Source organism: Niabella beijingensis (assembly GCF_020034665.1).
In the GTDB taxonomy this organism is placed as follows: domain Bacteria; phylum Bacteroidota; class Bacteroidia; order Chitinophagales; family Chitinophagaceae; genus Niabella; species Niabella beijingensis.
The window spans coordinates 617,092-641,633 of sequence record NZ_JAIQDI010000001.1; the positions used below are offsets into that span (position 1 = coordinate 617,092).

Below are 24,542 nucleotides of genomic sequence, written 5' to 3' on the forward strand. Positions count from 1 at the left end.
CGGCGCCATTGTCCTGATCCCTGTAAAGGGTTATCCGGACCATTGCAATTAAAATTATAAAATTACAGAGAGATCGCCTGCAAATTTGTGCGTACTCATTGAATCAAGTACTTTTACACATATTTTAATGGCGTAAATTACTGAAGAAGCTAAAAAAAATAACACTGATTGTTTTTGGGGCCCTTTTAGGCCTCATTGTTGTATTGTGGCTGGCCCTGCAGATGCCCGGGGTACAAAACTGGCTGATCAGCAAAGTAACAAAAAGACTGTCGAAAGACCTTCAGACCCGCATCGATATCCGCCATGTTGATTTTTCCCTCTTTAACAAGATGCACCTCCAGGGTGTACTGGTGGAGGACCGTCAGAAAGATACGATCCTTAGTGCGGGCGAAATAACCGTTAACATTACGGACTGGTTCTTTATTAAAAAGAATATCGAACTGAAATACATCGGGCTTACAGATGCGTATATACAACTGCAACGTACCGATTCGGTGTGGCGTTATCAGTTCCTGCTGGATTATTTCAGCACCCCGGCAAGCAAAAAGCCCAAAAAGCAAGGAACGGTCAATATCGCTTTCCGGGAGGTGGATCTGAAAAACATCCTTTTAAAAAAGAAAGATCGCTGGACCGGGGAAGACCTTACTTTCTCGCTCGCCTCACTTCATGTAGATCCCAAAAAGATCGACTTCGACCGGAAGCTGATCGATATCGATGCGCTTACGGTAAACAAGCCCTATGTAGCCCTGCACTCCTATGACGGCAGAAAACCGGAGACAACCGACAATGATACCCCCCGGGATACATCGTCCGGGAAAACGGTACCGGGGGGGCTGGAATGGAACAGCTCACAATGGGAGATCAAGGCCGGAAATATTGCAATAAACGACGGCACCTTTAAAACAGATAATGATACCATTCCGCCTGCCCCGGAAGCCTTCGACGGAAAACATATTGAATTTTCCAAAATAGATATCGACCTGAAAAGCGTCCGGTGGTGGATGGATACCATTACCACGAAGATTGATCTGACCACAAAAGAACGGAGCGGACTGGAAGTAAAAAAACTCGCGGCCAATGCAAAGGTGACGCCGAAAGAGATCACTTTTAATGACCTCGATCTGCGTACCAATGACAGCCGGCTCTCGGATTATTTCAGTATGAAATTCGCCGGTTTCTCCAGTATGAGCAATTTCATTTCGGAGGTGCATATGGAGGGCCGTTTTAAGAAAGCGGATATCAACAGCGATGACATTGCATTCTTTGCGCCGGCTATGCGCACCTGGAAGAAAAAGATCATCCTCAGCGGCGATATCAAAGGACCGGTAGCAGCCCTGGTAGGACGCAAACTGGAAATACAGGCGGGTAATAATACTTACTTTGCCGGAGACGCCTCCCTGAGCGGGCTTCCGGACATCAACGAAACCTTTATGGATATAAAGGCAGCCGATTTCCGGACCACTTATGCGGATGCCCTTGCTTTTGCGCCTGATCTGAAGAAGATCTCCATACCGGATCTTTCGCAGCTGAAATACCTCAATTTCGTAGGAAGCTATACGGGCTTTATCCGCGACTTTGTAACCTTCGGAACACTGCGTACCGGCCTGGGTACCGTAAAAACGGATGTGAACATGAAGATCCCGAAAGGCGGTAACCCGGTTTATTCGGGAAGCGTTGCAACCGATAATTTCAACCTGGGGCCGCTGTTAAAGAACGGAGACCTGGGTTATGTAAGCTTTAATGCCAAGCTGAAAGGTGCCGGCTTCAATCCTGAAAGCGGTTCCGTGGCCTTATCCGCAAAGATCAATTATGTAGACTTTAATAAATACCGTTACCAGAACATCACTGCTGATGGCGAAATCAACAATAAGGTCTTTGACGGGAAACTGGGCATCACCGACCCGAATGCCGATCTGGATCTGAACGGGCTTGTTGACTTCAGCAAGCCGGTACCGGTCTTTAATTTTATTTCGGACATCCGGAAGATCCATTTCAGGGAACTGAACCTGCTCCAGGAGAACCTGGTACTGTCCGGAAAGATCAATGCGGCATTTACAGGAAAATCCATCGATGATTTCCTCGGTCATGCCACCATTACGGATGCCGTAATGGTACGCGACAGCTCTCCCTTATCCTTCGATTCGCTGGCCATCAATTCCTCTCTCGAAGGAGATAAAAAGCGGCTCAGCATTGCTTCCAATGAATTCTCGGTAAATGTTTTCGGGATCTATAATATACGCGATCTGCCCAATTCCGTTATCGGGTTCCTGAACCGTTATTATCCGGCCTACATAAAGCCGCCCACACGCGAAGTAAAAGAACAGGCCTTTTCATTTGAAATAAAGACACAGAATTTTGACAGCTTTACGCCGATCATAGACAGCAGTCTGGGCGGGTTTAATAACGCAGTGATCACGGGAAGCATCAACACTTTTACCAACAGCCTGATGCTGGATGCCGAAGTTCCTTTCTTCAGTTACGACCGTTTAAAATTCAATGATGTGTCGGTTACCGGAAGGGGAAATTACGACAGTCTGTCGCTTACGGGAAGGACCACTAATATTCTGATCGGTGACAGTTTAAATGTACCGCTGGCGCTGTTCAATATCGCTGCCAAAAATGATGTATCCCGCGTCATGATCTATTCCGGGGGCACCGCCGGTCTTGATCAGGCAAGACTGAATACCATCGTACGCACCTACAGTAACGGGGTTAAAATCGAATTTGCGCCTTCCTCGTTTGTTTTAAACGGAAAGACCTGGACCATCGACAACAAAGGAGAGCTGGAATTCCGGCAGAATGTACCAGCACACGGGCAACTCGTGCTTCGCGAAAACGCGCAGGAAATACGGATCCGTACACTGCCTTCGGATGTGGGCAGCTGGAACGATATTGCCGTTACGCTTAAAGACCTCAACCTGGGAGACCTCTCCAAATATATCGTTCCCAACAATCGCCTGGAAGGCATGGTATCAGGGGATATTCTGCTGGAAAACCCCGGAAAGAACATGCGGATCATCTCTGATAATTTTATGGGGAGGGCTGTGCGTTTCGATAATGATTCGATCGGAGACATTTCCGCTAAGATCGTTTTTGACCTGGCCACCATGGAACTGATGGCGAATGGCCAGACCCTGCACCCGCAGCAGAAGGACCTGGCCTTTAATATCAACCTGTTCTTAAAGGACCGTCAAAGCCAGGAGAAGAATATCATTTCACTGAATGCCACCAGCTTTGATATCAAGTACATCAACCGTTTCCTTGGATTCCTGTTCTCCGATATGCAGGGGGAGATCACCGGGAAGTTCGACCTGAAGGGCCCGTTCGACAACCTTAACATCGTAGGTAAGGGACGGCTTCATAAGGCGGGGCTCAGGGTCAATTTCACCCAGTGTTATTATGCACTTGAGGACAATGAGATCGAGCTGAAGGAAAATGAGATCAACCTGGATGGTATCGTACTACGGGATACCATCACCAACAACCCGGTTTACCTGCAGGGAAACATCACACATAATGCATTTAAGAACATGTTCTTTGACGTGAATGTGTCTACCCGGAAACCAGGTACCCGCGGTGCGGCCAATAACCGCCCGGTGCAGGTACTGAATACGACTTACAGCGATAATAAAACATTTTATGGAAATGTAAGGGCAACAGGTTCATTTTCCCTGGTAGGACCGGAAGAGAACGCCTACATGAAGATCGATGCCATTGCGTCCTATAATGATGAAAGCACTTTCACTATTGCCTCCTCCAGCTCCAAAGCAGGTCAGATGCCCGACTGGCTGGTGGAACGTAAATACGGGGAGGCCATGGACGACAGCGTTTTCAAGGACAGGAACAATAAGATCACCTATGATCTTGATGTAACGGCCAACCCCAAGGTTGAAATGAAATTTGTGATGGACGACCTCACCGGGGACGAGATCAAGGGCAGGGGCTCCGGTAAGCTGAATATCCATTCGGGAACCACAGAACCACTAAGCATCCACGGCCGGTTCGATATCACCGAAGGAAGTTACAACTATACCTTCCAGTCGTTCTTTAAGAAGCCGTTTGAAATAAAAAAAGGCGGCGAGAATTATATCTCCTGGACGGGGGACCCCATCAGGGCCAACCTGAACCTGGAAGCACAGTATAAAGCCGAACGGGTGAGCTTTTCGCCGCTCTCGGCCATCACCAATATTGACCAGAGTTACTCCAGCACCCGCGAAAATGTATATGTAACCGCAACACTTACCGGCCTGCTGTCGAAGCCGGACTTTAAATTCCAGCTGGAACTGGATCCCAACAGCAAGTACCGCAATGATTTCAATATCACCAATGCCCTGTTGCAGATAGAGAACAATGAGACGGAGGTAACCCGACAGGTAACCTATCTGATCGTATTCAACAGTTTTGCGCCACCGGAAACGGGATCTAATTTCGGTAGTACCGTAAATGAATTCACCTATAATACCATCTCGAGTTTATCAGGCCTGTTCTTTAATGAGATCAACAAAAAGCTGAACAATGAGCTGCGAAAGATACTTGGGGCTGACGTAAGTGTGGTCTTTAACGGCTCGGTGTACAACAGGAATATCCTTTCTGCACCCAGCAGTAATTTTGACATCAACCAGGCCAATGTAAACGGTGCCATACTGGTACCGCTCTTTAAGGACCGGTTCGTTATTTCACTGGGCAGTTCCATGGAGGTTCCCCTGCAATCTTCCATCCAGCAAACAGTACAGTTCCTGCCGGACGTAACCGCTGCATGGATGCTGAACCAGAGCGGAAGCATCCGGCTGAATTTCTTTTACCGGGAGAACCTGGACTACCTCACCACCAACAGCACCGGTGCCGCCAAACTCAAACGTACCGGTGGCGGTATCTCGTTCCGGAAGGAATTTGATACGCTGGGTGAGATATTCCGGAATGTACGCAGACAAATGCAACGTGAAATACAGCAAAGCCCGGTACGACCGGATTCGTCCCGGCCTGCGGCTCCTGATTCCTCCCTTCAGAAACGTGTAGAGCCGGCCATGCTGGAACAGCGAAAGGAACCGTTATCCGCAACCCCCGAAAAGAAAGTGGAGTGATCCGGTATCCGCCCCCTTCATTCACGATTCATCCATAAACATATCATCGCCGGCACCGCAGCAGTTTATCCGGCACAAAAAAGCGGTGCTGCTTCTGCAACACCGCTTATTCTTATATATATTTTTTTTCTTACACCGAAATACTTCCCGAGGTCACTACCAGTTTTTCTTTCATCATCTCCCGTACCGTTGCTATGATCCCTTCCGTATCATATCCGCATTCGCGTTGTAATTCTTTGGGTGTCCCGTGCTCCACGATGCGGTCCGGTATTCCCAGGATGCGCACTTCATTCTTATAACCATGTTGCGCCATAAACTCCAGTACGGCCGCACCTACACCACCTATTACGGTACCATCTTCCACAGTAATCAGTTTGGGATAGTTCCGGCAGGCTTCATGCAGCAATGCTTCATCCAGCGGCTTCACAAACCGGAGATCATAATGACCGGGCATGATGCCATCCTGTTGCAGGGTCCGAATCGCAGCAGCGGCGAAATTACCCGGGTGCCCGAAGCTCAGTATGGCAATGTCCTTCCCTTCTTTCAGTTTACGGCCTTTACCAACCTGCAGTTCCTCCAGCGGCGTTCTCCATTCCGGCATCACCCCTTCACCCCGCGGATAACGGATCACAAAAGGCAGTGTTGTGGAAGGCAGCTGTGCCGTATACATCAGGTTGCGGAGCTCCGATTCGTTCATAGGTGCACTCACGATCATATTCGGAATACAACGGAAATAAGCAATATCGTAACAGCCATGATGCGTGGGGCCGTCATCACCCACCAACCCTGCCCGGTCGAGGCAGAAGATAACCGGGAGCTTCTGAATGGCCACATCATGTACGGCCTGGTCGTAGGCCCGCTGCATAAATGAAGAATATATATTGCAGTATACCCGCAGGCCCTGTGTGGCCATTCCCGCGCTTAATGTAACGGCATGTTGCTCACAGATGCCTACGTCCAGCGCGCGGTCCGGCATCTGCTCCATCATATATTTCAAGGAGCTGCCTGAAGGCATAGCAGGAGTAACACCGAAGATCTTATCATTTTTTTCTGCCAGTTCAATGATCGTCTTACCAAATACATCCTGGTATTTCGGCGGCTGCGGAGTCGCAAATGTTTTTTTGATGATCTCCCCGGTCACCTTATCAAATAACCCTGGGGCATGCCACTTGGTCTGGTCTTTTTCCGCCAGGGCATATCCTTTTCCTTTTGTGGTGATCACATGCAGGATCTTGGGACCTCCTATCTGTTTCAGGTCTCTCAGCGTGTCTACCAGTTTTGTGATATTATGACCGTCGATCGGGCCAAAATAGCGCAGTTTCAGTGCTTCAAAAAGGTTGGCATTGCTGTTGAGCATTCCTTTCAGTCCCTCCGCCATTTTATGCGCAATGCTCTTGGAGATCCGTTTCCCCACCGGCAGCTTGTTCAGGGCATTCCAGACATCATCCTTGAATTTATTATACTTGGGTGAAACGGTAATATCCGTAAGGTATTCCTTTAAAGCCCCCACATTGGGATCGATACCAATGCCATTGTCGTTCAGGATGATCAGCATATCGGTATTGGACACACCGGCATGGTTCATTGCTTCAAAAGCCATACCTGCTGTCATGGATCCGTCGCCGATCACCGCCACTACTTTCCGCTCCTGTTCTCCCTTATATTTTGCAGCAATGGCCATTCCCAGCGCCGCTGAAATGGAAGTGGAGGAATGCCCCACTCCAAATGTATCGTATTCGCTTTCAGAAATTTTGGGGAAGCCGCTCAATCCGTTGTATTTGCGGTTTGTTTCAAAACGGTCCCTCCTGCCGGTGATGATCTTATGCCCGTAAGCCTGGTGCCCCACATCCCATACCAGCAGGTCGTTTGGTGTATTGTATACATAATGCAGGGCTGTCGTCAGTTCCACAACCCCCAAACTGGCGGCAAAATGTCCGCCGTGGATGCTCACCACATCAATGATGTACTGTCTGAGCTCATCACAAAATTCGTGAAGTTGATCTTCCGGTATCTTTTTCAGGTCGGCAGGAGCGTTTACCTGCTGCAAAAGCGGTCCTGGGGTTATAGCCATTCGCATTAAATTATGCGGCAAAAGTACATAAATATTCCCGTTATGGCGGCGAAATCCGATCCGGGGGTCTTTTGTCAGAACCGGTGCCTGCCACCGGGAAATTCGAGGGTTTCAGCAGCGGCTAACCTGTCATCAAAAACCGAGAACACAGCGGGATATCCCTTTCTGACAAAGCCGATCCGGTCGGCCAGGCGGATGGCGCGGGCGGGCCTGCTGGTGGCCATTTCCACGGCTTCCTGTAAGGTGGCGCCCACAAAATCCATGGCGTTCTTCATCGCTTCGGGCATGGAGATCGCCGCACCGGCAAGATGTCCTGCTTTATCACGGTAATATCCATCGATCATTTCAATATCGAGCCCCTCCCAGTCAAAACGCTTTTTTTTACGCCCCAGGAAGGAGGAATCACTGATCAGAAAAAGTTGATCCCTTTTCTGGCGGTAAGCGATCCGCGCTGCTGCATAATCGCAATGTCCGCCGTCCAAAATGATCGGCGCGTATACGTTGTCATTATCAAAAGTAGCGCCCACCAGCCCGCATTCGCGGTGCCCCAGTTGGGTCATGGCATTATAGAGGTGGGTCACCAGGGTAATTCCCCTGGAAAAACAATGCTGCGCCTGCTCATAGGTCATCATGGAATGGCCCGCAGACAGAACGATACCGGTTTCCAGCAACCGTTCCAGCTGACGATCAGTAAAGCATTCCGGGGCAATGGTCATCACGCGTATCACCTCCTTTCCAAGGGAGATGATGGTATCCAGTTCCTCATCCGTGGGTTTCCGGATAATGCTGCTGCTGTGTGCGCCCTTCTTCTGGGGATTCATAAATGGCCCTTCCAGGTGCATACCCAATATTCCCGGGCCTTCGTTGTTAAAGCTGCGGATGGCCGTGATGGCCTCCAGGATGGTTTCATGGGGAGAAGAAATAAGCGTGGCCAGAAAAAAGGGCGTGGCATAGGCATCGCTCGCCCTGCACATATCTTCCAATGCCGCACGGCCCGGGTCCCGTGAAAAATAATGTTCATAGCCCCCGTTCAGCTGGATGTCAATAAAGCCTGCTGAAATATTCTTCCCGCCAAGGTCCGTTACCTCCGCATCGGCGGGGATCTCCGGCTGTACTGCAACGATCGTACCCTGATCTATGAGAATACACTGATCCCTCAAGACCTCATCACCCGTATAAATCACCACATTGCTGATCGCTTTCATTCCTTTCTTTTTTTTGCGTTACAAATATAATCCTATTCGGGAGGCGATGGCTACATATTGGCAGCTTACCGTATATTTACAGGAACCGTTATATCATGTCGAAGCGAACTGATTACATTTCATGGGATGAATATTTTATGGGTGTGGCGCTGCTTTCCGGAAAGCGCAGCAAAGATCCATCCACACAGGTTGGGGCCTGTATCGTAAATGAGCAGAACAAAATTGTGGGTGTAGGCTACAACGGGCTGCCCATCGGCATCAGCGACGATGCTTTTCCCTGGCAGAACGAAGGCGCTTTCCTGGAAACAAAGTATCCTTATGTCTGCCACGCAGAGCTGAATGCGATCCTGAACAATATCGGGATCAACCTCGGCGGCTGTAAGATCTATACGGCATTATTCCCCTGCAACGAATGCAGTAAAGCCATTATACAATCGGGCATTAAAGAGGTCATTTATCTCTCCGATAAATACGCCACCAGGGAAAGCTTTATAGCAGCCAAGAAAATGCTGGAAACAGCGGGTGTGGCCCTCCGGCAGATGAAACCCGGTATTACCGACGTAGTACTGTCCTTTGACGCGCACGCAGTATAACAGCACCTCTCCGCGTCGGTCCCTTGCAGGTTATTTTATCTTGATATAAATGAGCAATGCACAGGCGGCAATAGAAAAAACCGTCCGGATATGATTGAACCGGTTCCAGCTCTGTTCAAATTTCGACCGGGCTGCTTCCAGTTCTGCCGCGCTCAACTGATCGAGATGAAGAGCTGCCAGGTAATTGTTTAGCGGCACATTTGCCAGCATGGTCACCAGGAATACACCTATGATGTACAGAAGCGTGATCCCTGTCATGAATACGAATAACTCGCGGTGGTATATAAACTTTGTGATCGTGGCGCCGATAAGCGCAAAAGGAGCTCCCGTGAAACAAAGGAGGAATACGGGGTTCAGTATTTCCCGGTTGATGTGCTGCATGGCCCTTAAATAATTCAGGTTGTCCAGCTTTCCCAACCCCTGTGTTACCGATACGCTGAAGGAAAAGAAAAGACCCGCCATCAGTGCTACCAGCAGCAGGGCAGTAAAAAACAAGATTTTATCCAGTATCATATTATATAATTTTGATGGCAATGCCGGTTCAGGCGTTACTTCAGCTCGTTGGCATCATCCAGGAAATAACAATGCGGCCATTGTTTCATTCCCATACTGGGATAATACTGAACCGCATTAGGTGCTGCCAGCAGGATCAGCCGTGCCCGGGGAGCTGCTTCTTTTGTAGCCCGTATCAATTCTTTCCCGACCCCCATTTTCTGATAGACCAGGTCAACCGCCAGATCGGAAAGATAAGTACAATATACATGATCCGTTAAAGAGCGCGCCACTCCAATCAGCCGTTTCCCGTCACGGGCGGTAATCACCAGGCCGGCCTGTTCCAGCATGTTGCGGATCCGTTCCGTTTCATCCACGGGTCTTCTTTTGGCCAGTGTCGACCGTACCAGCACATCAATAAATTCCTCTGCGCTCAGATTTTTTTCTTCCTGATAAGTGATCATCGTAACGATTTGTAGACAGAACAGCACCGGCATACCGGTAACTCCTGTATTAAAAGTAATTTGCTTTGCCGTCAATTCCAAATAGCATTACAGGGAATGCCAGGATATTCCATCGGGCTTTCCGAGTTCCAGGCCGTCTGCTGCCCATTCCAACGTTATGGCAATGAGCTTTATAAAAACGGTCTTTAGCCACGGCGGCATCAGGTGATCCTGTTGCAGCCGCATAAAATGTTGCGAACATTGCGCTGCCGAAATGTTGCCGCCGCCGGGCATGATCTCCGAAGGAAGTGGTCCGCCCTCCAGGTGAAGTGTCGGCAGCAGCAGGGCCAGATCCGCATCGGCATTGCCTCCGGCGGCATGGCTCCAGTCTACAAACACCACCTGATCTCCCACGAAACAGATATTGTCGCTTCGTACATCACCATGCACCAGCTGATCCCCCGACCGGTCTGCAAGCGGTTCTGCGGCGGTCAACACATCCACCGCCTTACGAAACCAGTGCTCAGTGCACAAGCGGAGCGCCAGGAAGGATCCGGGATCTGCGGCGATTCCCGGCCAGCAGCACAGGGGCCCGTTGCCCAGGGCCGGCAGACCGGGTAAAGCGCTGCAGGCAGCCACACTGTTCAATCCTTGAAAAAGCCGCTCCATATCTCCGGGTCTCCAGTGCACCCCCAAAGCGCCTGCGGGCCAGTAGGCTCCGCTCAGATCCTGTGTCAGCAATACCGGATCTGTTCCGGGGATGTCGATCCAATCGATCAGGCGGGGCAGAAACGGTGCTTCCACCGAAGACAGCACCAGGTGTTCCCGGCGGAGCCAATCCGATGTCGGAGCATCCGTAGCTGCTTTTACAAATACGCTGCTATGGTCCGTAAATGTTACAGAAAAACGGTAGGCCGCCGAGAGGCCGCATTCGGGAATGGTCCATTCAACCGCTTTCTTCCGGAGCCGGTCTTCCACAAGCTCCCGCAGGTATTCCGGAGGTTTCATTGTATTGTTGGAACTCATTGTGCTTTATTATCGTGTGGTGTCACTGCCGGGACCGCTCTTTTAACGGTCGCTGCTCACCGCACACAAAGCAGCGCGGCCGCAACCACTCCTGCGGTTTCGGTTCGCAGCCGGGTGGCACCAAGTGTTACGGGTTTATAGCCCTGCCGCAGAGCGGCGCCAATTTCATCGGTGGTAAAATCGCCTTCCGGTCCGATCAGGATAATGCCCCTCTCTTCAACCGGTTGTTCCCTGAGGGAATATTTTTCATCATCGATGCAATGTGCGATCAGCCGCTGAGCGGTGCTGTAGGTGGCAGTCTCCTTCAGCAGGTCGGCAAATTTAACCGGATCGGGCAACTGCGGCAGCCATACCTGCCGGCTTTGCAATAAGGCACTGATCAGTATATTTTGCAACCGTTCCGATTTGGCCCTTTCTTTTTCCGTACGTTCGCAGATCAGCGGGAGCACCGCCGCCACTCCTATTTCTGTTGCCTTTTCCAGGAACCACTCGAAGCGGCCTGCATTCTTCAGCAAAGAAATAGCTATCGTGATCTCTGGTCGCTGCCGTTCCGTAAAGACCACATGTTCCACGGCTACTTCGCAGTGTTTTTTATGCGGTTGCACAATAGATGCAGTAAGCAAATGCCCGCATCCGTCTGTCAGATGCAGCTGTTCTCCGGTCTGCATACGCAGCACCTGCACCACATGCCGGGAATTATTTTCATCCAGCACCAATGCCTGCTGGCCGGGCGCATACGCACTGATATAAAAAAAAGGAAGCTGCAAAACCTGGATATCGTTTAAGTTTCAAGGCAAAGTTCGGGACAATATCAGACAGTAAACCGGGAAGGTTTATTTTTTTAGAAGGGGGCATCCTCCAGATCATCAAACTCATCATCCTTCATCTTATTCATTTTGCTCTCTACCTGGAACAGTTTGGCGCCTCCGCCCGCACCTTCTTCTTCATCAATACGCTTCCAGCTGCTTCCAGGGGTGTTCATGATATTGTAAGGATCTTCTTCCCAGCTGATGAATTTCTGGATATGCAGCAGCGCTTTTAGCTTGATTGTTTCCAGCGAACCATTCCGGTGCTTGGCGATCTTCACCTCCGTAAGTCCGCGCTGATCCTCACCTTCCGAATTGGTGTTCATATCATAATAATCCGGGCGGTAGAGAAACATCACCATGTCGGCATCCTGCTCAATAGCACCCGATTCCCGCAGGTCACTCAACTGTGGTACCCGGTTGCCATCCTTGGAGCCCCGCTGTTCCACGGCACGGCTTAACTGTGAAAGCGCAATAATGGGTACGCTTAATTCCTTAGCCAATCCTTTCAGGTTCCGGCTGATGGAGCTGATCTCCTGCTCCCGGTTCCCCTTACTGTCGCCGCTGCCGCTCATCAGCTGCAGGTAGTCGATAATGATCATACCGATGTTGTGCTTGTTTTTCAGCTTACGGCATTTGGCACGCAGTTCAAAGATGTTCAGCGCAGGGGTGTCATCAATAAATAACGGCGCCTGGGAAAGCCGCTGGATCCCTTTGGTATAAAGCTGTTTCATCTCATGGTCTTCCATTTTACCACGGGCGATCTTTTCCAGCATGATCTCGCTTTCGGCGGAGAGCACCCGCTGTACCAGCTGTGCGGCGCTCATCTCCAGCGAGAAGAAGGCCACCGGGGTGGGATGTTCCTTGACCTTATTCATCACAGCATTGCGGGCCAGGTTAAGGGCAAACGCCGTTTTACCCACCGCAGGGCGGGCAGCAAGGATGATCAGGTCCGTATTCTGCCATCCGTACGTCACTTTATCCAGCATTTTAAAGCCGCTGGGCACACCGGTAATATCTTCATTGCGGTGCCGGAGGTCCTCGATCCGTTGTATGGTCTGTACCAGCACCGAATCGATCGGCTGTATGGTACTGCGCAGGTGTGAGTTGGTTATTTCAAAAAGCTTTGATTCGGCATCATCCAGCAGCTCAAATACATCCGTACTGTCTTCAAAAGCATCATTGATGATCTCTCCGCTGATGCGGATCAGCTCCCGTTGTATGAATTTCTGCAGCACGATACGGGCATGCGATTCAATATTTGCGGCCGATACTACGGTATTGGTCAGTTTGGTAACATAATACGCACCCCCTATTATTTCCAGTTCCTCCCGGGTCTTTAACTCTTCAACAACGGTAAGGATATCGATGGGCTGACTTTTATTGGCCAGCGACTGCATGGAACGGAAAATCCGCTGGTTGGCGTCCACATAAAAACATTCCGGTTTTAATACTTCGATAACAGCATCAAAAGCATTTTTCTCCAGCATGATCGCACCCAGGATGGCTTCCTCCAGCTCCCGCGCCTGCGGCGGCACTTTCCCGTATACCATGGTTCCAAGGTCTACCGCCGTTCTGCGTTTCTGCTTCCTGTCTTTATTTACATTCTTTAAATCCATTATATTAAAAAAGTTGACCTCCTGCCTCTTAAGACAAGAAACCGACACCTCGGGTCTTTAATTAACATTTCCGCGGGTAACTATTCCAACCTTAAATTTATTGATTTTTGAGGGGATTCCGCTTTGTGCCCTTGAAATCAGGAAGCGAATTTAGACCCTAAAAAGGGTAGAAAAAAATCTTTATTTGTGTACGAATTATTAACAGGGTTATTCACAAAGAAATAAACAACAGGCCCCGGAACCGGATGCTAATCCAGGGCCCGGTTCCCCGGGTCATCAGGAAGTGCAGGCGCTCCCCCTGCCGGATAAATACCGTCCGATCGCCGGGAAATTGTTTTCTTTGCAGCATGGATATCGTCTCAAAATATTTCGATGATTTTACACCGGAACAAGCAGCCCGGTTCTCCGCCCTTTCCGGATTGTATAAGGAGTGGAACGAGAAAATAAATGTGGTCAGCAGAAAAGATATTGACAGCCTTTATGAAAAACATGTACTGCACTCGCTCAGCATCGCGGCAATCTTCCGTTTCAGACCCGGCACACAGATCGTTGATCTTGGAAGCGGAGGCGGATTCCCCGGTATCCCCCTGGCCATCTTTTTCCCGGAAGTGGAGTTTTTACTGGTAGACAGTATCGGGAAAAAACTAAAAGTGGTGGATGGTGTGGCGGAAGCCATCGGGTTAAAAAATGTACAGACCCGTCACTGCAGGATCGAAGACATTAAAGATAAAAAATTTGATTTTGTTGTTTCCCGCGCAGTGGCGCCCCTGAAAGATCTGTGGCAATGGAGCAGGCCGCTGATCCGCAAGGATCATACGCTGCATACGACCCGGCTTATAGAGCAAGGGGAACACGCCCCCGGGCTGATCTGCCTGAAGGGCGGCGATCTCGCGCAAGAGATCTTTGATAGCGGCACCCGGCCACATATCATGGCCGTCAGCGATCTGTTCACTGAGCCTTTTTTCCAGGAAAAATACCTGGTATATGTCCCTAAATAACCGGTAAAGCGGAAACAACAAAGGGTCCGTCAATGCATTGCTGCAGCTTACGAGGTTAAAACCGGTTTGTCTGCCTTATGCGCCAGGAAAAAATAATTATAGCCTTTTTCAAATTGCCCGATAAATTCCGCGCGGCTGAACCCCGGCTGGTTCTTCAGAAAATATTGCTGCAGGGTAAGTGTATATCCCAGCGCATCAAAAAAATCATACATCAGTTCCGGCGTGGCGCCGTACAGATCGCTGCCGCCCTTTCCAAACTCAAACAGTACAACGGGATGGTACTGTTCTAATATACGTTTCGCCCCTTTAAGCACTTCCAGCTCTGCCCCTTCCACGTCGATCTTGATCAGGTGTACCGGCTGCCCGGCAGGAACAAGGTCTTCCAGTCGCTCTACCTTTACAATGATCTGTTCCTTGTTGTAAGCGGCATTATCAAAATTGCGTTCTTTCAGACCGCTGACGGCGGGCCGGTCCTTAAAAACGGTAAAGGTCGCTTCCCCGACTTCACTGGAAAGCGCTGTATTAAAAAGCTGTACCCGGTCCTTATATTTTTTCTTCAACCGCTGAAACAGGTAAGGTATGGGTTCAAATGCAATATGCCGGCCGGCAGGAGCTTTTTTTATAAGTGCGTTCAGGATCTCTCCTTTATGTGCGCCGATGTCGATACAGTTACTGTCTCTTTTTACCACACGGTTGATTACATCAAAGGTTTCAAAATCATACCGGTCGAACGGCGGCTGAAAAACCTTCTCGCTAAAATGATAGAACCGGTATGCCAGTTTTTTGGCAACTGTTGTTACAACCTGTGGAACATGCTTGCGTTTCATGGGGTGTAAAAATAGGGCATTATGACTTACTGTTTCTTTTCGGCTGCCGGGTTTTCAGCTGTGGTCCGGAACAACTGCCGGCAGGCATTACCAGAAGAAGCGGGGAGGCGGTACCAAAAGCCAGTATTGCCGGCTGTCCAAGCGCATTCCTCAGACTAAAAATAATCTGATCCTTAATCAAGAAAGAGGCCTGAAAGCCTCAATGTGAATAGCCCTCAAGCGCACCACGGAGGGCTATTCAAACGGATGCCCTCCGGGCTACCGGTATCGCACAAAGTATTGTTGCTGCAGCGGTGCAGCATACGTTCAATAAGTATAACAAGTCTTATTGGTGCCCATACAATAATAGGATAAACCGGGATAGTATATCCCGCAAAAAGACACTTTCAGGCGATCCGTTCACGGATCTGTTCAAACCAGATTTTATTGGCAGTTCCCAGCAGGTTATAGTCGATAAAAAAATACATCACCTGCCCGTTGCTGGTGATAATGCGTAACGGCTGGCCGCCCAGGCCGAAGTTCCATATAAGCGCCCGTGTATAGCATTCATCAAAGCCGATATAAAGCTGGGAGATCAGCTCCAGCGGTATGGAATAATATTCGTTACCCGAAAGCTCAATGGCCCTGTCGGTAAGTGCGATATCTGTTAAATGCTGGTGAAAGGGTTTGGCGGCGGATATGTAAAATCCCGCGTCGCGTTTTTTGCTGCGCGTAATGACCTCATGTTTAAAACACCACAAGGCAGTACCGGTTATCAATAACGTTTCCATTGCCTTAATAATGTCGGTTAAAGATACACCTTTTTGCTTTTTGCCCTAAAGTGGTTATATTGTAGAAAAACAAATATAACCTTATGCGTTTGCGTTCAAAAATGGCCCTGGCCGTGCTTTTTCTTGGTAATCAGTTTGTCGCAGCACAACCGGCACCGGCTTCTGAAGAGCACCTACTGCCTGTTGTGGAAAAAATCATTAATGAGGCCACCGGTAATTCCCAGCTGGAGAAGCTGGCAAGCGAACTTCTGGATGGGATCGGGCCGCGGCTGGTTGGCACCCCGGAAATGGAGAAAGCCAGCGACTGGGCTATTGCCTCCTTTGAAAAATGGGGCATAAGCGGCAGCAGGCAGCAGTTTGGTGAATGGCGGGGATGGCAGCGCGGCAGCTCACAGGTAGAGCTGACCGCCCCCCGTATCAAAAGCCTGGAAGCCACACAACTTGCCTGGAGCCCGGCTACCAAAACTCCGGTGCAGGGTGAAGTAATCGTGCTGCCGTATGTAACTAGCCCGCAGGAATTTACCAGCTGGCTCGCCGGCATTAAAGGCAAGATCGTATTGATGGCACAATATCAGAGGTCCGGCCGGCCGGATTATCAGATCAAGGAATTTGCCACACCCGAGCTTTACGAAAAGATGATGAAAGAACGCGCAGACGATACGGAAGCCTTCCGCAAACGGATCGCCAATACCGGCTACAACAACAGCACCCTTCCTGAAGCGCTGGAGAAAGCGGGTGCTGCGGCCATTGCCATTTCAAACTGGACCGGCATCATGGGCGCCAACCGGATCTTCGGCGCGCGTACTAAAAAAATCCCGACCATTGATATTTCTGTAGAAGACTATGGTATGCTATACCGTATGGCCGTGAACGGGCAAAAGCCCCGTATCCGGATCAATGTACAATCAAAAGAACTTGGAATGGTCAAGACCTTTAATACGATCGGGCGGATCGAAGGAAAAGAAAAACCCAATGAATACGTTATTCTTTCCGCACATTTCGATTCATGGGACGGCGCCCAGGGCGCTACCGATAATGGCACCGGCACCATTACCATGATGGAGACCCTGCGCATCCTTAAAAAGCTTTATCCCAACAACAAGCGTACGATACTGGTTTGTTTATGGGGCAGCGAAGAACAGGGACTCAATGGATCCCGGGCTTTTGTAAAGGACAACCCGGAAATCGTAAAAAACATCCAGGCGGTGTTTAACCAGGATAACGGAACCGGGCGTATTGCCAGTATCAGCGGACAGGGCTTTGTAAATGCCTACGATTACCTGGGCAGATGGCTGACAGCGGCGCCCAAAAAAATAACCTCCGGTATTGAAACCAGTTTTCCCGGCATGCCGGGCGGCGGCGGATCGGATCATGCTTCTTTTGTGGCAGCAGGCGTACCCAGCTTTATGCTCGGCTCGCTTAGCTGGGGTTATGGCGGATACACCTGGCATACCAACCGCGATACTTACGATAAAATCGTGTTTGACGAAGTCCGGAATAATGTTATCCTCACAGCGATACTGGCTTATATGGCATCAGAAGACCCTGAGCTCGCCAGCCGTGAAAAACGCGTGCTGCCGGCGATAAACGGGCAACCAGCCAAATGGCCCGAAGTGAAGGAGCCCGAGCGCAAAGGCGGAGCAGATCAATAATATCCAGGCAATATCCTCCTTACACAGCACTTAGTACCGCAGCTGGATCTTGTTGTTCCGGCGGTTGATATCAGCCATCCGCAAACCAGGATCGATCTCTCCGGTATCTATTTCCATCAGGCGGTGACCGGTTTCTATGGTGTAAAATTTATTGGTCCAGGGCCAGGGCGGGTAAACCTTCCACCGCATACCGGCATCCTCAGGGGGTTTGGCATTGTACATCAGATCCAGCGGAACATTATGCAGCTCCTGCGTACCATCTTTAAAGCGGATCAGGAAATCAACCGGCATCGGCATCAGGCCATCATTGCGAAGGCGGATCTTTGTCTTTCCTCCTTCCTCCCAAAGACTGTCGATGGCATAATCAATGGTCTTTGTACTGTAGATCCAGTAATCCCGGTACCAATCCAGCTTTGTGCCGCTTGTTTTTTGTGCCACGCGGATAAAATCATTCGCATCAGGATGTTTGAACTTCCACTGGTTATAATAATTCAGCAGCACCCGGTCCCTTACCGAATCCCCCAGGATATAACCGAGTTGCGATAAGAACAGGGAACCCTTGATATAGCTGGCACGACTGTAGGCGAAATTCGTATTAAAATGATCAGCGGGTGTGCTTAGCGGCTCTTCCTTTCCGCTCTTAACAAGATCCAGGTACTGGAAGTAGGTGGAATCGGGCCGCTCATATCCCGGTACCCCCTGCCGGTTGAGCCATGCAGAGACCCGCGTATCTGCATAATCAGCCCCTCCTTCATCCATCCACGGATAATGGGTTTCATCCGTTGCCAGCCGTCCGTAGAACCATTCGTGCATCCATTCATGCAGCCAGGCGCCCGGAGCGGCCAGCAGCGTGGCCATCGGGTATTCCATGCCGCCATCGCCACCGGTAATAAAAGAATATTGTTTATATGGATAATGACCGAATGTCTTTTCAATATAAGGCAGGGCCTGCGCTGCATCCGATAATATCTTTTCCCATTTTTCAGGCGTTGATTTAGCTGGTTTATACAGCAGGTGTAAGGTAAGATCCTCCCGTATCTTTTTCGACCGGTGAACAAATTCCGGGTCCGCAGCCCACATGAAATCATGCACTTCCGGTGCCGTAAATTTCCAGGTAAGCTTGTCTCCTGCCGGACGGGTCACGGCGGCACCTTCCGCTTCATACCCATACCCGATCTGGTTGGCATTGGTCAGGTAACCGGTACCACCCAGGATGTAGTTTTTATCAATGGTGATGTTCACGTCAAAGTCGCCGAAATTCCCGTAAAACTCCCGCCCCACATAGGGTGTAGGGTGCCAGCCGTCTTTATCATAAACGCTTAATTTGGGATACCACTGGCTCATGGAATACCGTACTTTGGTATTTGGGTTGTCCCTTCCGCTTCGCCGGATCTGCAACGGCACCTGCGCTTCAAAGTCCATTGCAAATGTCACTTTCTGTTTGGGCAGAATGGGACGGGTCAGTTTTACGATCAGGATGGTGCCCTGTACTTCATAGGGCTGAGAAGTCCCGTTCATGGTAAGCCGGCTGACCTTCTGGTATCCGATCTCGTCCGGCTTCAGATTGCTGATGCGGTCCTTCACACGCGGATCCCAGTCTGACTTATTTCCGATCTCAATCGTACCCTGTCGCTTACTCCGTTCATCCATCATACTTCCCGGCTGAAAGGCATTCCAGAACAAATGATAATAAACTTTATCCAGCGTATCCGGTGAATTGTTCCAGTATTCCAGTTGCTGTCTTCCTTTGAACCGGTTGGAAGATACATCCATATCGATATTCATGACATATTTCACCCGCTGCTGCCAGTAACCGTTTTGGGCATCGGTCTTCATTACCCAAAAAACAACCCAAAAAAATAATAAACCTTTTGAGGTACGCATGATTAAAAAGTTTAATTCACGCGGAAAATAAACAAAAAAACAGAAAAGACGGGGTTAAAAAGCGATGGACGTACGGTCAGTCCTGGTATGGAGCAGTATGAAAGATTTTCCCCGATTCACTGAAATAAATGTATTTTTTGAGATCACGGGGTTCCCCGATCCGGATGCGATACGCTTCAAACCCGCTTGGAACGTATATTACATCCACATCGGCAACGGCTATCACTCCTGAACGGGACTTTCTGAAGCGTTCCTTTATTTTTTCCGGCAACCGGTCAAAACTAAAATCCATTACCGTGTATTCCCATTCATTTTTTTTATAAATGGCCTGGTATTTTTCTTTTTTCATCAGAAAATCAACAACGGCCTTTCGTCCGTCTACCTTACATCTGAGATCAGTGGCATATGGGTACTGCATATAAAACTGGTCTGCAATAGCCGCCGGCAACCCCTGTTCCTGGGCATTGACACAGCAGGAACACCACATAAAAAAAAGCAACAACCCTTTTTTTATGTGCCGGTACCCAATAGCAGGCCCCCTTCCGTATAAAGGAAATAATCTCATTTTTAACAACCACATGCCATTAAGCTGCGGATCGCATAGAGCGGCATCAGTGCCCCAGTTCATTTTTCAGCCCCCGGATCTCTGTTTGCAACCGCTGCACTTTATTGAGCAGGTGCGCTATTGCCTCCAGGCCTTCCATATTAATATCCAGATCGTAATGCATATGCATGTACTTTTCAAGATCCGCCAGCTGTTCAAATGCAATAAAATAACTTTCATTCTGCTGCACCAGCTCAATCAGTCCATGATCATTCAGTGATTGCACAAATGTGGTTTCGATCCTGTAATAGGAGCAACACTGCTCTACCGATATGCTGTTTGTATGACGCTCCATCTTTATTTTTTTTCGGCTTCCTGAGCCAGCTCTTTAAACAATGTTTTTTCTTTCTCCGACAGGTTCTTCGGCAACTGCACCTGGTAGGTAACATACAGATCACCAAAAACGCCTTCCTGTTTGTACACGGGGAACCCCTTGCCTTTCAGGCGCACTTTTGTTTCGTTCTGTGTTTCCGGCGCTACGGATAGTTTTACTTTGCCTCCCATGGTATCGATGGTTTCCTCTCCTCCCAGCATCGCCTTGTAGAGGTCCAGGGATACATGGGTATACAGATCATTCCCCTTCCGCACAAAGCCCGTATCATTTTTTATATCGAATGTGATATACAGGTCTCCGTTGGGTCCTCCGTTCACGCCGGGCGCGCCATAACCGGCAATCCGGATCTCCTGTCCGTTTTCAATTCCTGCAGGAACGGTGATCCGGATATTTTTTCCATTGACGGTAAACGTTTGCTGATGTGTGCGGTAGGCATCGGAAAGGTTCAGCGTTACGGCCGCCCGGTAGTCCTGACCTTTGAACCGGGTACCGGAGCGCCCCTCACTGCGGGCATTACCGAAAAGCGAAGAAAAGAAATCGGAAAAATCACCTTCCTCACCACTGCTATAAGTATATTGTCCACCTTCAAAAGGATGACCTTGCTGGCCGGAAGTCCGCTGCCGGCGCGCTTCTTCAAACTGATCGGCATGCTTCCAGTCGGCACCGTACTGATCGTATTTTTTCCGCTTTTCCGGATCGCTCAATACCTCATGCGCTTCATTGATCTGCTGGAATAATTTTACAGCTTCTTTATCATCGGGATTCAGATCGGGGTGATGTTTTCGGGCCAGCTTCCGGTAGGCCTTCTTTATATCATCCGCAGAAGCATCTTTGGATATTCCCAGGACCTTATAATAGTCGATATACTCCATTTATTCAAAATATATTTCAATTTAAAACATAACCGGAACAATTCCAACAATCGCAGCTGCCGTTTATCAGAAAAAGATCAGACAGGCCGCAAATATTCCCAGGAATGAGATGATCCATAAACTGGCAAGCGACACTTTAAGTATGGTTACATATTTTTCCTTGTATAACCGGTCCTTCAGAAAGACATACATGATGACCGAATAAATACCATTAGCAACAATCCAAACTACAGGAAATAAGATGTACGGATTCATTTAAAGTGCTTTAGTGTTTCGATAAAAGTAGCCAAAATCAAACAGCAAGCTCCCCGGGAAATGTTAAATTATCGATACCTGCTATCAGCCTTGGTTTACCCTGAAAATAATCGCTATATCTAGCACACTACAAACCAGCCATCTAATAGCCTTCAAGAAATCTTTGTGCTTCTGGATGAAGTTGTTATTTTTACCCAAAACAGCACGGATGGAAGTAGCCATTGATCCCTCCTGGAAACAGGAATTGCAGGAAGAATTTCAGCAGCCTTATTTTAGTTCGCTGGTGCAGCATCTGAAAGCCGAAAAACAACTGGGAAAAACCATTTACCCCGCCGGTAAAAACATTTTTAATGCATTTAACACCACCCCGTTCGCTGATGTAAAAGTATTACTACTGGGGCAGGATCCCTACCACGGGCCGGGGCAGGCTCATGGCCTTTGCTTCTCGGTACAAAAGGGCGTACCTCCACCGCCCTCCCTGGTGAATATCTACAAGGAGCTGCATGCCGACCTTGGCGTGCCGGTACCCGCAACCGGTGACCTTACCAAATGGGCACAGCAGGGTGTTTTTATGCTGAACGCCTCCTTAACAGTACGCGCCGGTGAGCCCATGAGTCATGCCAAGATCGGATGGGCCACTTTTACAGACGCGGTTATCCGGAAAGTTTCTGAGGATAAATCAAATGTGGTTTTTATCCTGTGGGGAAAGTTCGCCCAGGAAAAGGCGGCACTGATCGATACCGCCAAACACCTGATCCTGAAATCCGCGCACCCTTCCCCGCTTTCCGCACATAACGGGTTCTTTGGCAGCAAGCCCTTTTCAAAGACCAATGAATACCTTGCGGCACATGGCATTGACCCCATCGACTGGAAAATTGACGGATAGAGGGAGCGCGACGTGAGAATTGAGAGTTGAGAATTCAAATATCAGCTTTCAGCGATCTGTGCACTGTCCCGCAATCCGCGTCAGAACCGGAGCACCGGAAACCCATACCCGGTCCCGATTTCGAATCCCGTAATCCCGGTTCCGGATACGTATTTCTCAATGCTCAGATCTGAACGCTCAAATCTCAATACTCAAATCTGGATCCTCATTCTCATTTCTGGTTTATATTTGCGCTGTATGTACCGTCTTTTAAGAAAATTCTATTTCAGTTTTCCCCCTGAACGGGTCCATTATATGGCCATGCACCACCTGCAACTGTTTACCGGTAATAAGTTGGGCAAGGCCATCGTCCGTTCCTTCACCAGCGCACCACTCAAAGAAACCCATTTTTTAAACCTCACTTTTAAAAACCCCGTTGGCCTGGGAGCCGGGTTTGACAAAAATGCTGTTTTTCTTAATGAACTGGAAGCCCTGGGATTCGGATTTGTGGAGATCGGGACCGTTACCCCGCTGCCCCAGGACGGTAACGAAGGCCCACGGCTGTTCCGTCTGCCTGCAGATAAGGCATTGATCAACCGCATGGGGTTTAATAATGACGGGGTGGAAAAAATCGCGCAGCGCCTGGAAGCATGGAGAACAAAAACATCCGGCAGCAGGGAAAAATACCCGCTGATCATCGGCGGGAATATTGGCAAGAACAAAATAACTCCCAATGAGAATGCCTGGCAGGACTATGCCACCTGTTTTACCCGGTTGCATCCGTTCGTCGACTATTTTGTGGTAAATGTAAGCAGCCCCAATACACCGGGACTGCGCGAGCTCCAGGATAAAGAAGCTTTGCGGAAGATCCTGCTGAACCTCGCGATGATCAACAATGGGAAGGCATTTGCCAAACCCATCCTGCTGAAGATAGCCCCCGATCTGAGCCAGGAGCAGATCGATGATGTCATTTCCCTTGCACTGGAAATAAAACTGGACGGACTTGTAGCGACCAATACCACCATCGACCGGAGTCATTTAAAAACCCCGGCAGACCAGGTAGCAGCCATCGGAGCGGGCGGACTAAGCGGAAAACCGGTACAACAGAAAAGCACTGCCATTGTAAAATACATTACAGAACAAACGAACGGGGCCATCCCCATCATTGCATCCGGCGGCATTTTTACTGCGGAAGATGCAAAAGAAAAACTGGAAGCAGGCGCCTCGCTGGTACAACTCTGGACCGGCTTTATCTATGAAGGTCCTGCAATTGTGCGGAATATCTGTAACAATCTATAAACCAAAAAATACATGGACCTCTTATTTATCTCTACTGCGGAAATTTTCACCGTTGATTCATTGATCAGTTTCCTAATCCTTGCCATACTCGAGATCGTGCTGGGGATCGACAACGTGATCTTTGTCAGCATCATCCTGAACCGGCTGCGCAAAGAATCTCAAGGGAAGGCCCGGCGTGTGTGGATGGTCACCGGGATCCTGTCGCGCTGCCTGTTGTTGATGGCATTAAGCTGGCTGCTGGGACAAAAAGGGAAATACATCATTCCTGAATCCTGGTTTGGAAAAGGATTTGATCTTGCCAGCATCGTGATGCTGGCGGGAGGGCTTTTTCTTATTTATAAATCAGTAAAAGAGATCCATCATAAACTGGAAGGTGAAGATCCTTCTGCTGCTGCCCAAAACCAGAAACCGCTCAGCTTCGGGCAGGCGATCGGCCAGATCCTGGTCATCGACGCCGTTTTTTCATTCGACAGCGTGATCACCGCGGGAGGTACGGCCAAACATATTGAGATCATGATCGCGGCGGTGATCGTTGCCATGATCGTTATGTTCTCCTTCAGTGCCAGGATCTCCGACTTTATCCTGAAGCATCCGACAATAAAAATGCTGGCCCTGTCCTTCCTGGTAATGATCGGGGTAAGCCTGATCGTGGAAGGATGGAATGCGGATATGGCCCATGAGCTGCATCTTAAAAACTATATTTATTTTGCCATGGCCTTTTCCTTCATTGTAGAGCTGCTGAACCTGTTCATGCGCAAACGCCAGCAGCAACATGTGGTGCAGCTGAACAGCCCCGTGCTTCCCAAAAAGGAGGCCGGAAATGAAGAAAAAGACAAGTAACCGGAT

The 24,542-nt window shown here is 49.3% G+C and carries 21 protein-coding genes; 7 read left to right on the forward strand and 14 right to left on the reverse strand.

What is annotated here, in order from left to right; translation table 11 throughout:
- Positions 1 to 221: 221 nt before the first annotated feature.
- Positions 222 to 5,081, forward strand: coding sequence for a translocation/assembly module TamB domain-containing protein (locus tag K7B07_RS02575; RefSeq protein ID WP_223707170.1), 4,860 nt, complete (start codon positions 222 to 224; stop codon positions 5,079 to 5,081).
- A 130-nt stretch (positions 5,082 to 5,211) separates the two neighbouring features.
- Here K7B07_RS02575 and dxs read toward each other — a convergent pair whose 3' ends face one another.
- Both dxs and nagA read right to left on the reverse strand, forming a co-directional pair.
- Complete coding sequence (gene dxs / locus K7B07_RS02580; RefSeq protein WP_223707172.1) at positions 5,212 to 7,152, reverse strand: 1-deoxy-D-xylulose-5-phosphate synthase; 1,941 nt, start codon at positions 7,150 to 7,152, stop codon at positions 5,212 to 5,214.
- Between the two features lie 74 nt (positions 7,153 to 7,226).
- Positions 7,227 to 8,357, reverse strand: a complete 1,131-nt coding sequence (nagA, locus tag K7B07_RS02585) for an N-acetylglucosamine-6-phosphate deacetylase (RefSeq protein WP_223707173.1) — start codon at positions 8,355 to 8,357, stop codon at positions 7,227 to 7,229.
- A 95-nt stretch (positions 8,358 to 8,452) separates the two neighbouring features.
- Here nagA and K7B07_RS02590 point away from each other — a divergent pair, with 95 nt between their 5' ends.
- Positions 8,453 to 8,950: a deoxycytidylate deaminase gene (locus tag K7B07_RS02590; protein ID WP_223707175.1), complete on the forward strand. Its 498-nt coding sequence runs from the start codon at positions 8,453 to 8,455 to the stop codon at positions 8,948 to 8,950.
- 30 nt (positions 8,951 to 8,980) lie between these two features.
- Here the strand turns inward: K7B07_RS02590 and K7B07_RS02595 are convergent, their stop codons facing one another.
- The 5 genes from K7B07_RS02595 to dnaB form a co-directional block, all read right to left on the reverse strand.
- Positions 8,981 to 9,463 carry an anthrone oxygenase family protein gene (locus K7B07_RS02595; RefSeq protein ID WP_223707177.1) on the reverse strand — a complete coding sequence of 161 codons (483 nt, stop codon included), beginning with the start codon at positions 9,461 to 9,463 and terminating at the stop codon, positions 8,981 to 8,983.
- A 35-nt stretch (positions 9,464 to 9,498) separates the two neighbouring features.
- On the reverse strand, positions 9,499 to 9,906 hold the full coding sequence (locus K7B07_RS02600; protein ID WP_223707179.1) for a GNAT family N-acetyltransferase: 408 nt from the start codon (positions 9,904 to 9,906) through the stop codon (positions 9,499 to 9,501).
- 87 nt (positions 9,907 to 9,993) lie between these two features.
- Positions 9,994 to 10,911: a phosphotransferase gene (locus tag K7B07_RS02605; RefSeq protein ID WP_223707181.1), complete on the reverse strand. Its 918-nt coding sequence runs from the start codon at positions 10,909 to 10,911 to the stop codon at positions 9,994 to 9,996.
- A gap of 56 nt (positions 10,912 to 10,967) precedes the next feature.
- A complete protein-coding gene (locus tag K7B07_RS02610) occupies positions 10,968 to 11,678 on the reverse strand; it encodes an RsmE family RNA methyltransferase (protein WP_223707183.1) in 711 nt (236 codons plus the stop codon).
- Between the two features lie 74 nt (positions 11,679 to 11,752).
- A complete protein-coding gene (gene dnaB, locus K7B07_RS02615; RefSeq protein WP_223707185.1) occupies positions 11,753 to 13,336 on the reverse strand; it encodes a replicative DNA helicase in 1,584 nt (527 codons plus the stop codon).
- 347 nt (positions 13,337 to 13,683) lie between these two features.
- On the opposite strand from dnaB, the gene rsmG reads away from it, so the two are divergent.
- On the forward strand, positions 13,684 to 14,334 hold the full coding sequence (gene rsmG / locus K7B07_RS02620) for a 16S rRNA (guanine(527)-N(7))-methyltransferase RsmG (protein WP_223707187.1): 651 nt from the start codon (positions 13,684 to 13,686) through the stop codon (positions 14,332 to 14,334).
- A 47-nt stretch (positions 14,335 to 14,381) separates the two neighbouring features.
- Here rsmG and K7B07_RS02625 read toward each other — a convergent pair whose 3' ends face one another.
- The gene (locus K7B07_RS02625; protein ID WP_223707189.1) at positions 14,382 to 15,161 is read right to left on the reverse strand and encodes an FkbM family methyltransferase; all 780 of its coding nucleotides are present in this window, start codon (positions 15,159 to 15,161) and stop codon (positions 14,382 to 14,384) included.
- Between the two features lie 386 nt (positions 15,162 to 15,547).
- Positions 15,548 to 15,931 carry a hypothetical protein gene (locus K7B07_RS02630; RefSeq protein WP_223707191.1) on the reverse strand — a complete coding sequence of 128 codons (384 nt, stop codon included), beginning with the start codon at positions 15,929 to 15,931 and terminating at the stop codon, positions 15,548 to 15,550.
- An 83-nt stretch (positions 15,932 to 16,014) separates the two neighbouring features.
- Between K7B07_RS02630 and K7B07_RS02635 the strand changes: the two genes are divergently transcribed.
- Positions 16,015 to 17,583 (forward strand): M20/M25/M40 family metallo-hydrolase, encoded by a 1,569-nt coding sequence (locus K7B07_RS02635; RefSeq protein WP_223707193.1) that lies wholly within the window; start codon positions 16,015 to 16,017, stop codon positions 17,581 to 17,583.
- Between the two features lie 30 nt (positions 17,584 to 17,613).
- On the opposite strand, the gene K7B07_RS02640 is transcribed toward K7B07_RS02635, so the two are convergent.
- From K7B07_RS02640 to K7B07_RS02660, 5 genes are all read right to left on the reverse strand, one after another.
- A complete protein-coding gene (locus K7B07_RS02640) occupies positions 17,614 to 19,467 on the reverse strand; it encodes a M1 family metallopeptidase (protein WP_223707195.1) in 1,854 nt (617 codons plus the stop codon).
- A gap of 76 nt (positions 19,468 to 19,543) precedes the next feature.
- Positions 19,544 to 20,032: a hypothetical protein gene (locus tag K7B07_RS02645; protein ID WP_223707196.1), complete on the reverse strand. Its 489-nt coding sequence runs from the start codon at positions 20,030 to 20,032 to the stop codon at positions 19,544 to 19,546.
- A 46-nt stretch (positions 20,033 to 20,078) separates the two neighbouring features.
- A complete protein-coding gene (locus tag K7B07_RS02650; RefSeq protein WP_223707198.1) occupies positions 20,079 to 20,366 on the reverse strand; it encodes a chaperone modulator CbpM in 288 nt (95 codons plus the stop codon).
- A gap of 2 nt (positions 20,367 to 20,368) precedes the next feature.
- The gene (locus tag K7B07_RS02655; protein ID WP_223707200.1) at positions 20,369 to 21,277 is read right to left on the reverse strand and encodes a DnaJ C-terminal domain-containing protein; all 909 of its coding nucleotides are present in this window, start codon (positions 21,275 to 21,277) and stop codon (positions 20,369 to 20,371) included.
- Between the two features lie 66 nt (positions 21,278 to 21,343).
- Entirely contained in the window at positions 21,344 to 21,532 is a 189-nt protein-coding gene (locus K7B07_RS02660; RefSeq protein WP_223707201.1) for a hypothetical protein, read from the reverse strand.
- A 175-nt stretch (positions 21,533 to 21,707) separates the two neighbouring features.
- Here K7B07_RS02660 and ung point away from each other — a divergent pair, with 175 nt between their 5' ends.
- The 3 genes from ung (at position 21,708) to K7B07_RS02675 (ending at position 24,536) form a co-directional block, all read left to right on the forward strand.
- Entirely contained in the window at positions 21,708 to 22,418 is a 711-nt protein-coding gene (ung, locus tag K7B07_RS02665; RefSeq protein ID WP_338041118.1) for a uracil-DNA glycosylase, read from the forward strand.
- Positions 22,419 to 22,655: 237 nt separating this feature from the next.
- A complete protein-coding gene (locus K7B07_RS02670) occupies positions 22,656 to 23,696 on the forward strand; it encodes a quinone-dependent dihydroorotate dehydrogenase (RefSeq protein ID WP_223707203.1) in 1,041 nt (346 codons plus the stop codon).
- Between the two features lie 12 nt (positions 23,697 to 23,708).
- A complete protein-coding gene (locus K7B07_RS02675) occupies positions 23,709 to 24,536 on the forward strand; it encodes a TerC family protein (protein WP_223707204.1) in 828 nt (275 codons plus the stop codon).
- Positions 24,537 to 24,542: the final 6 nt, after the last annotated feature.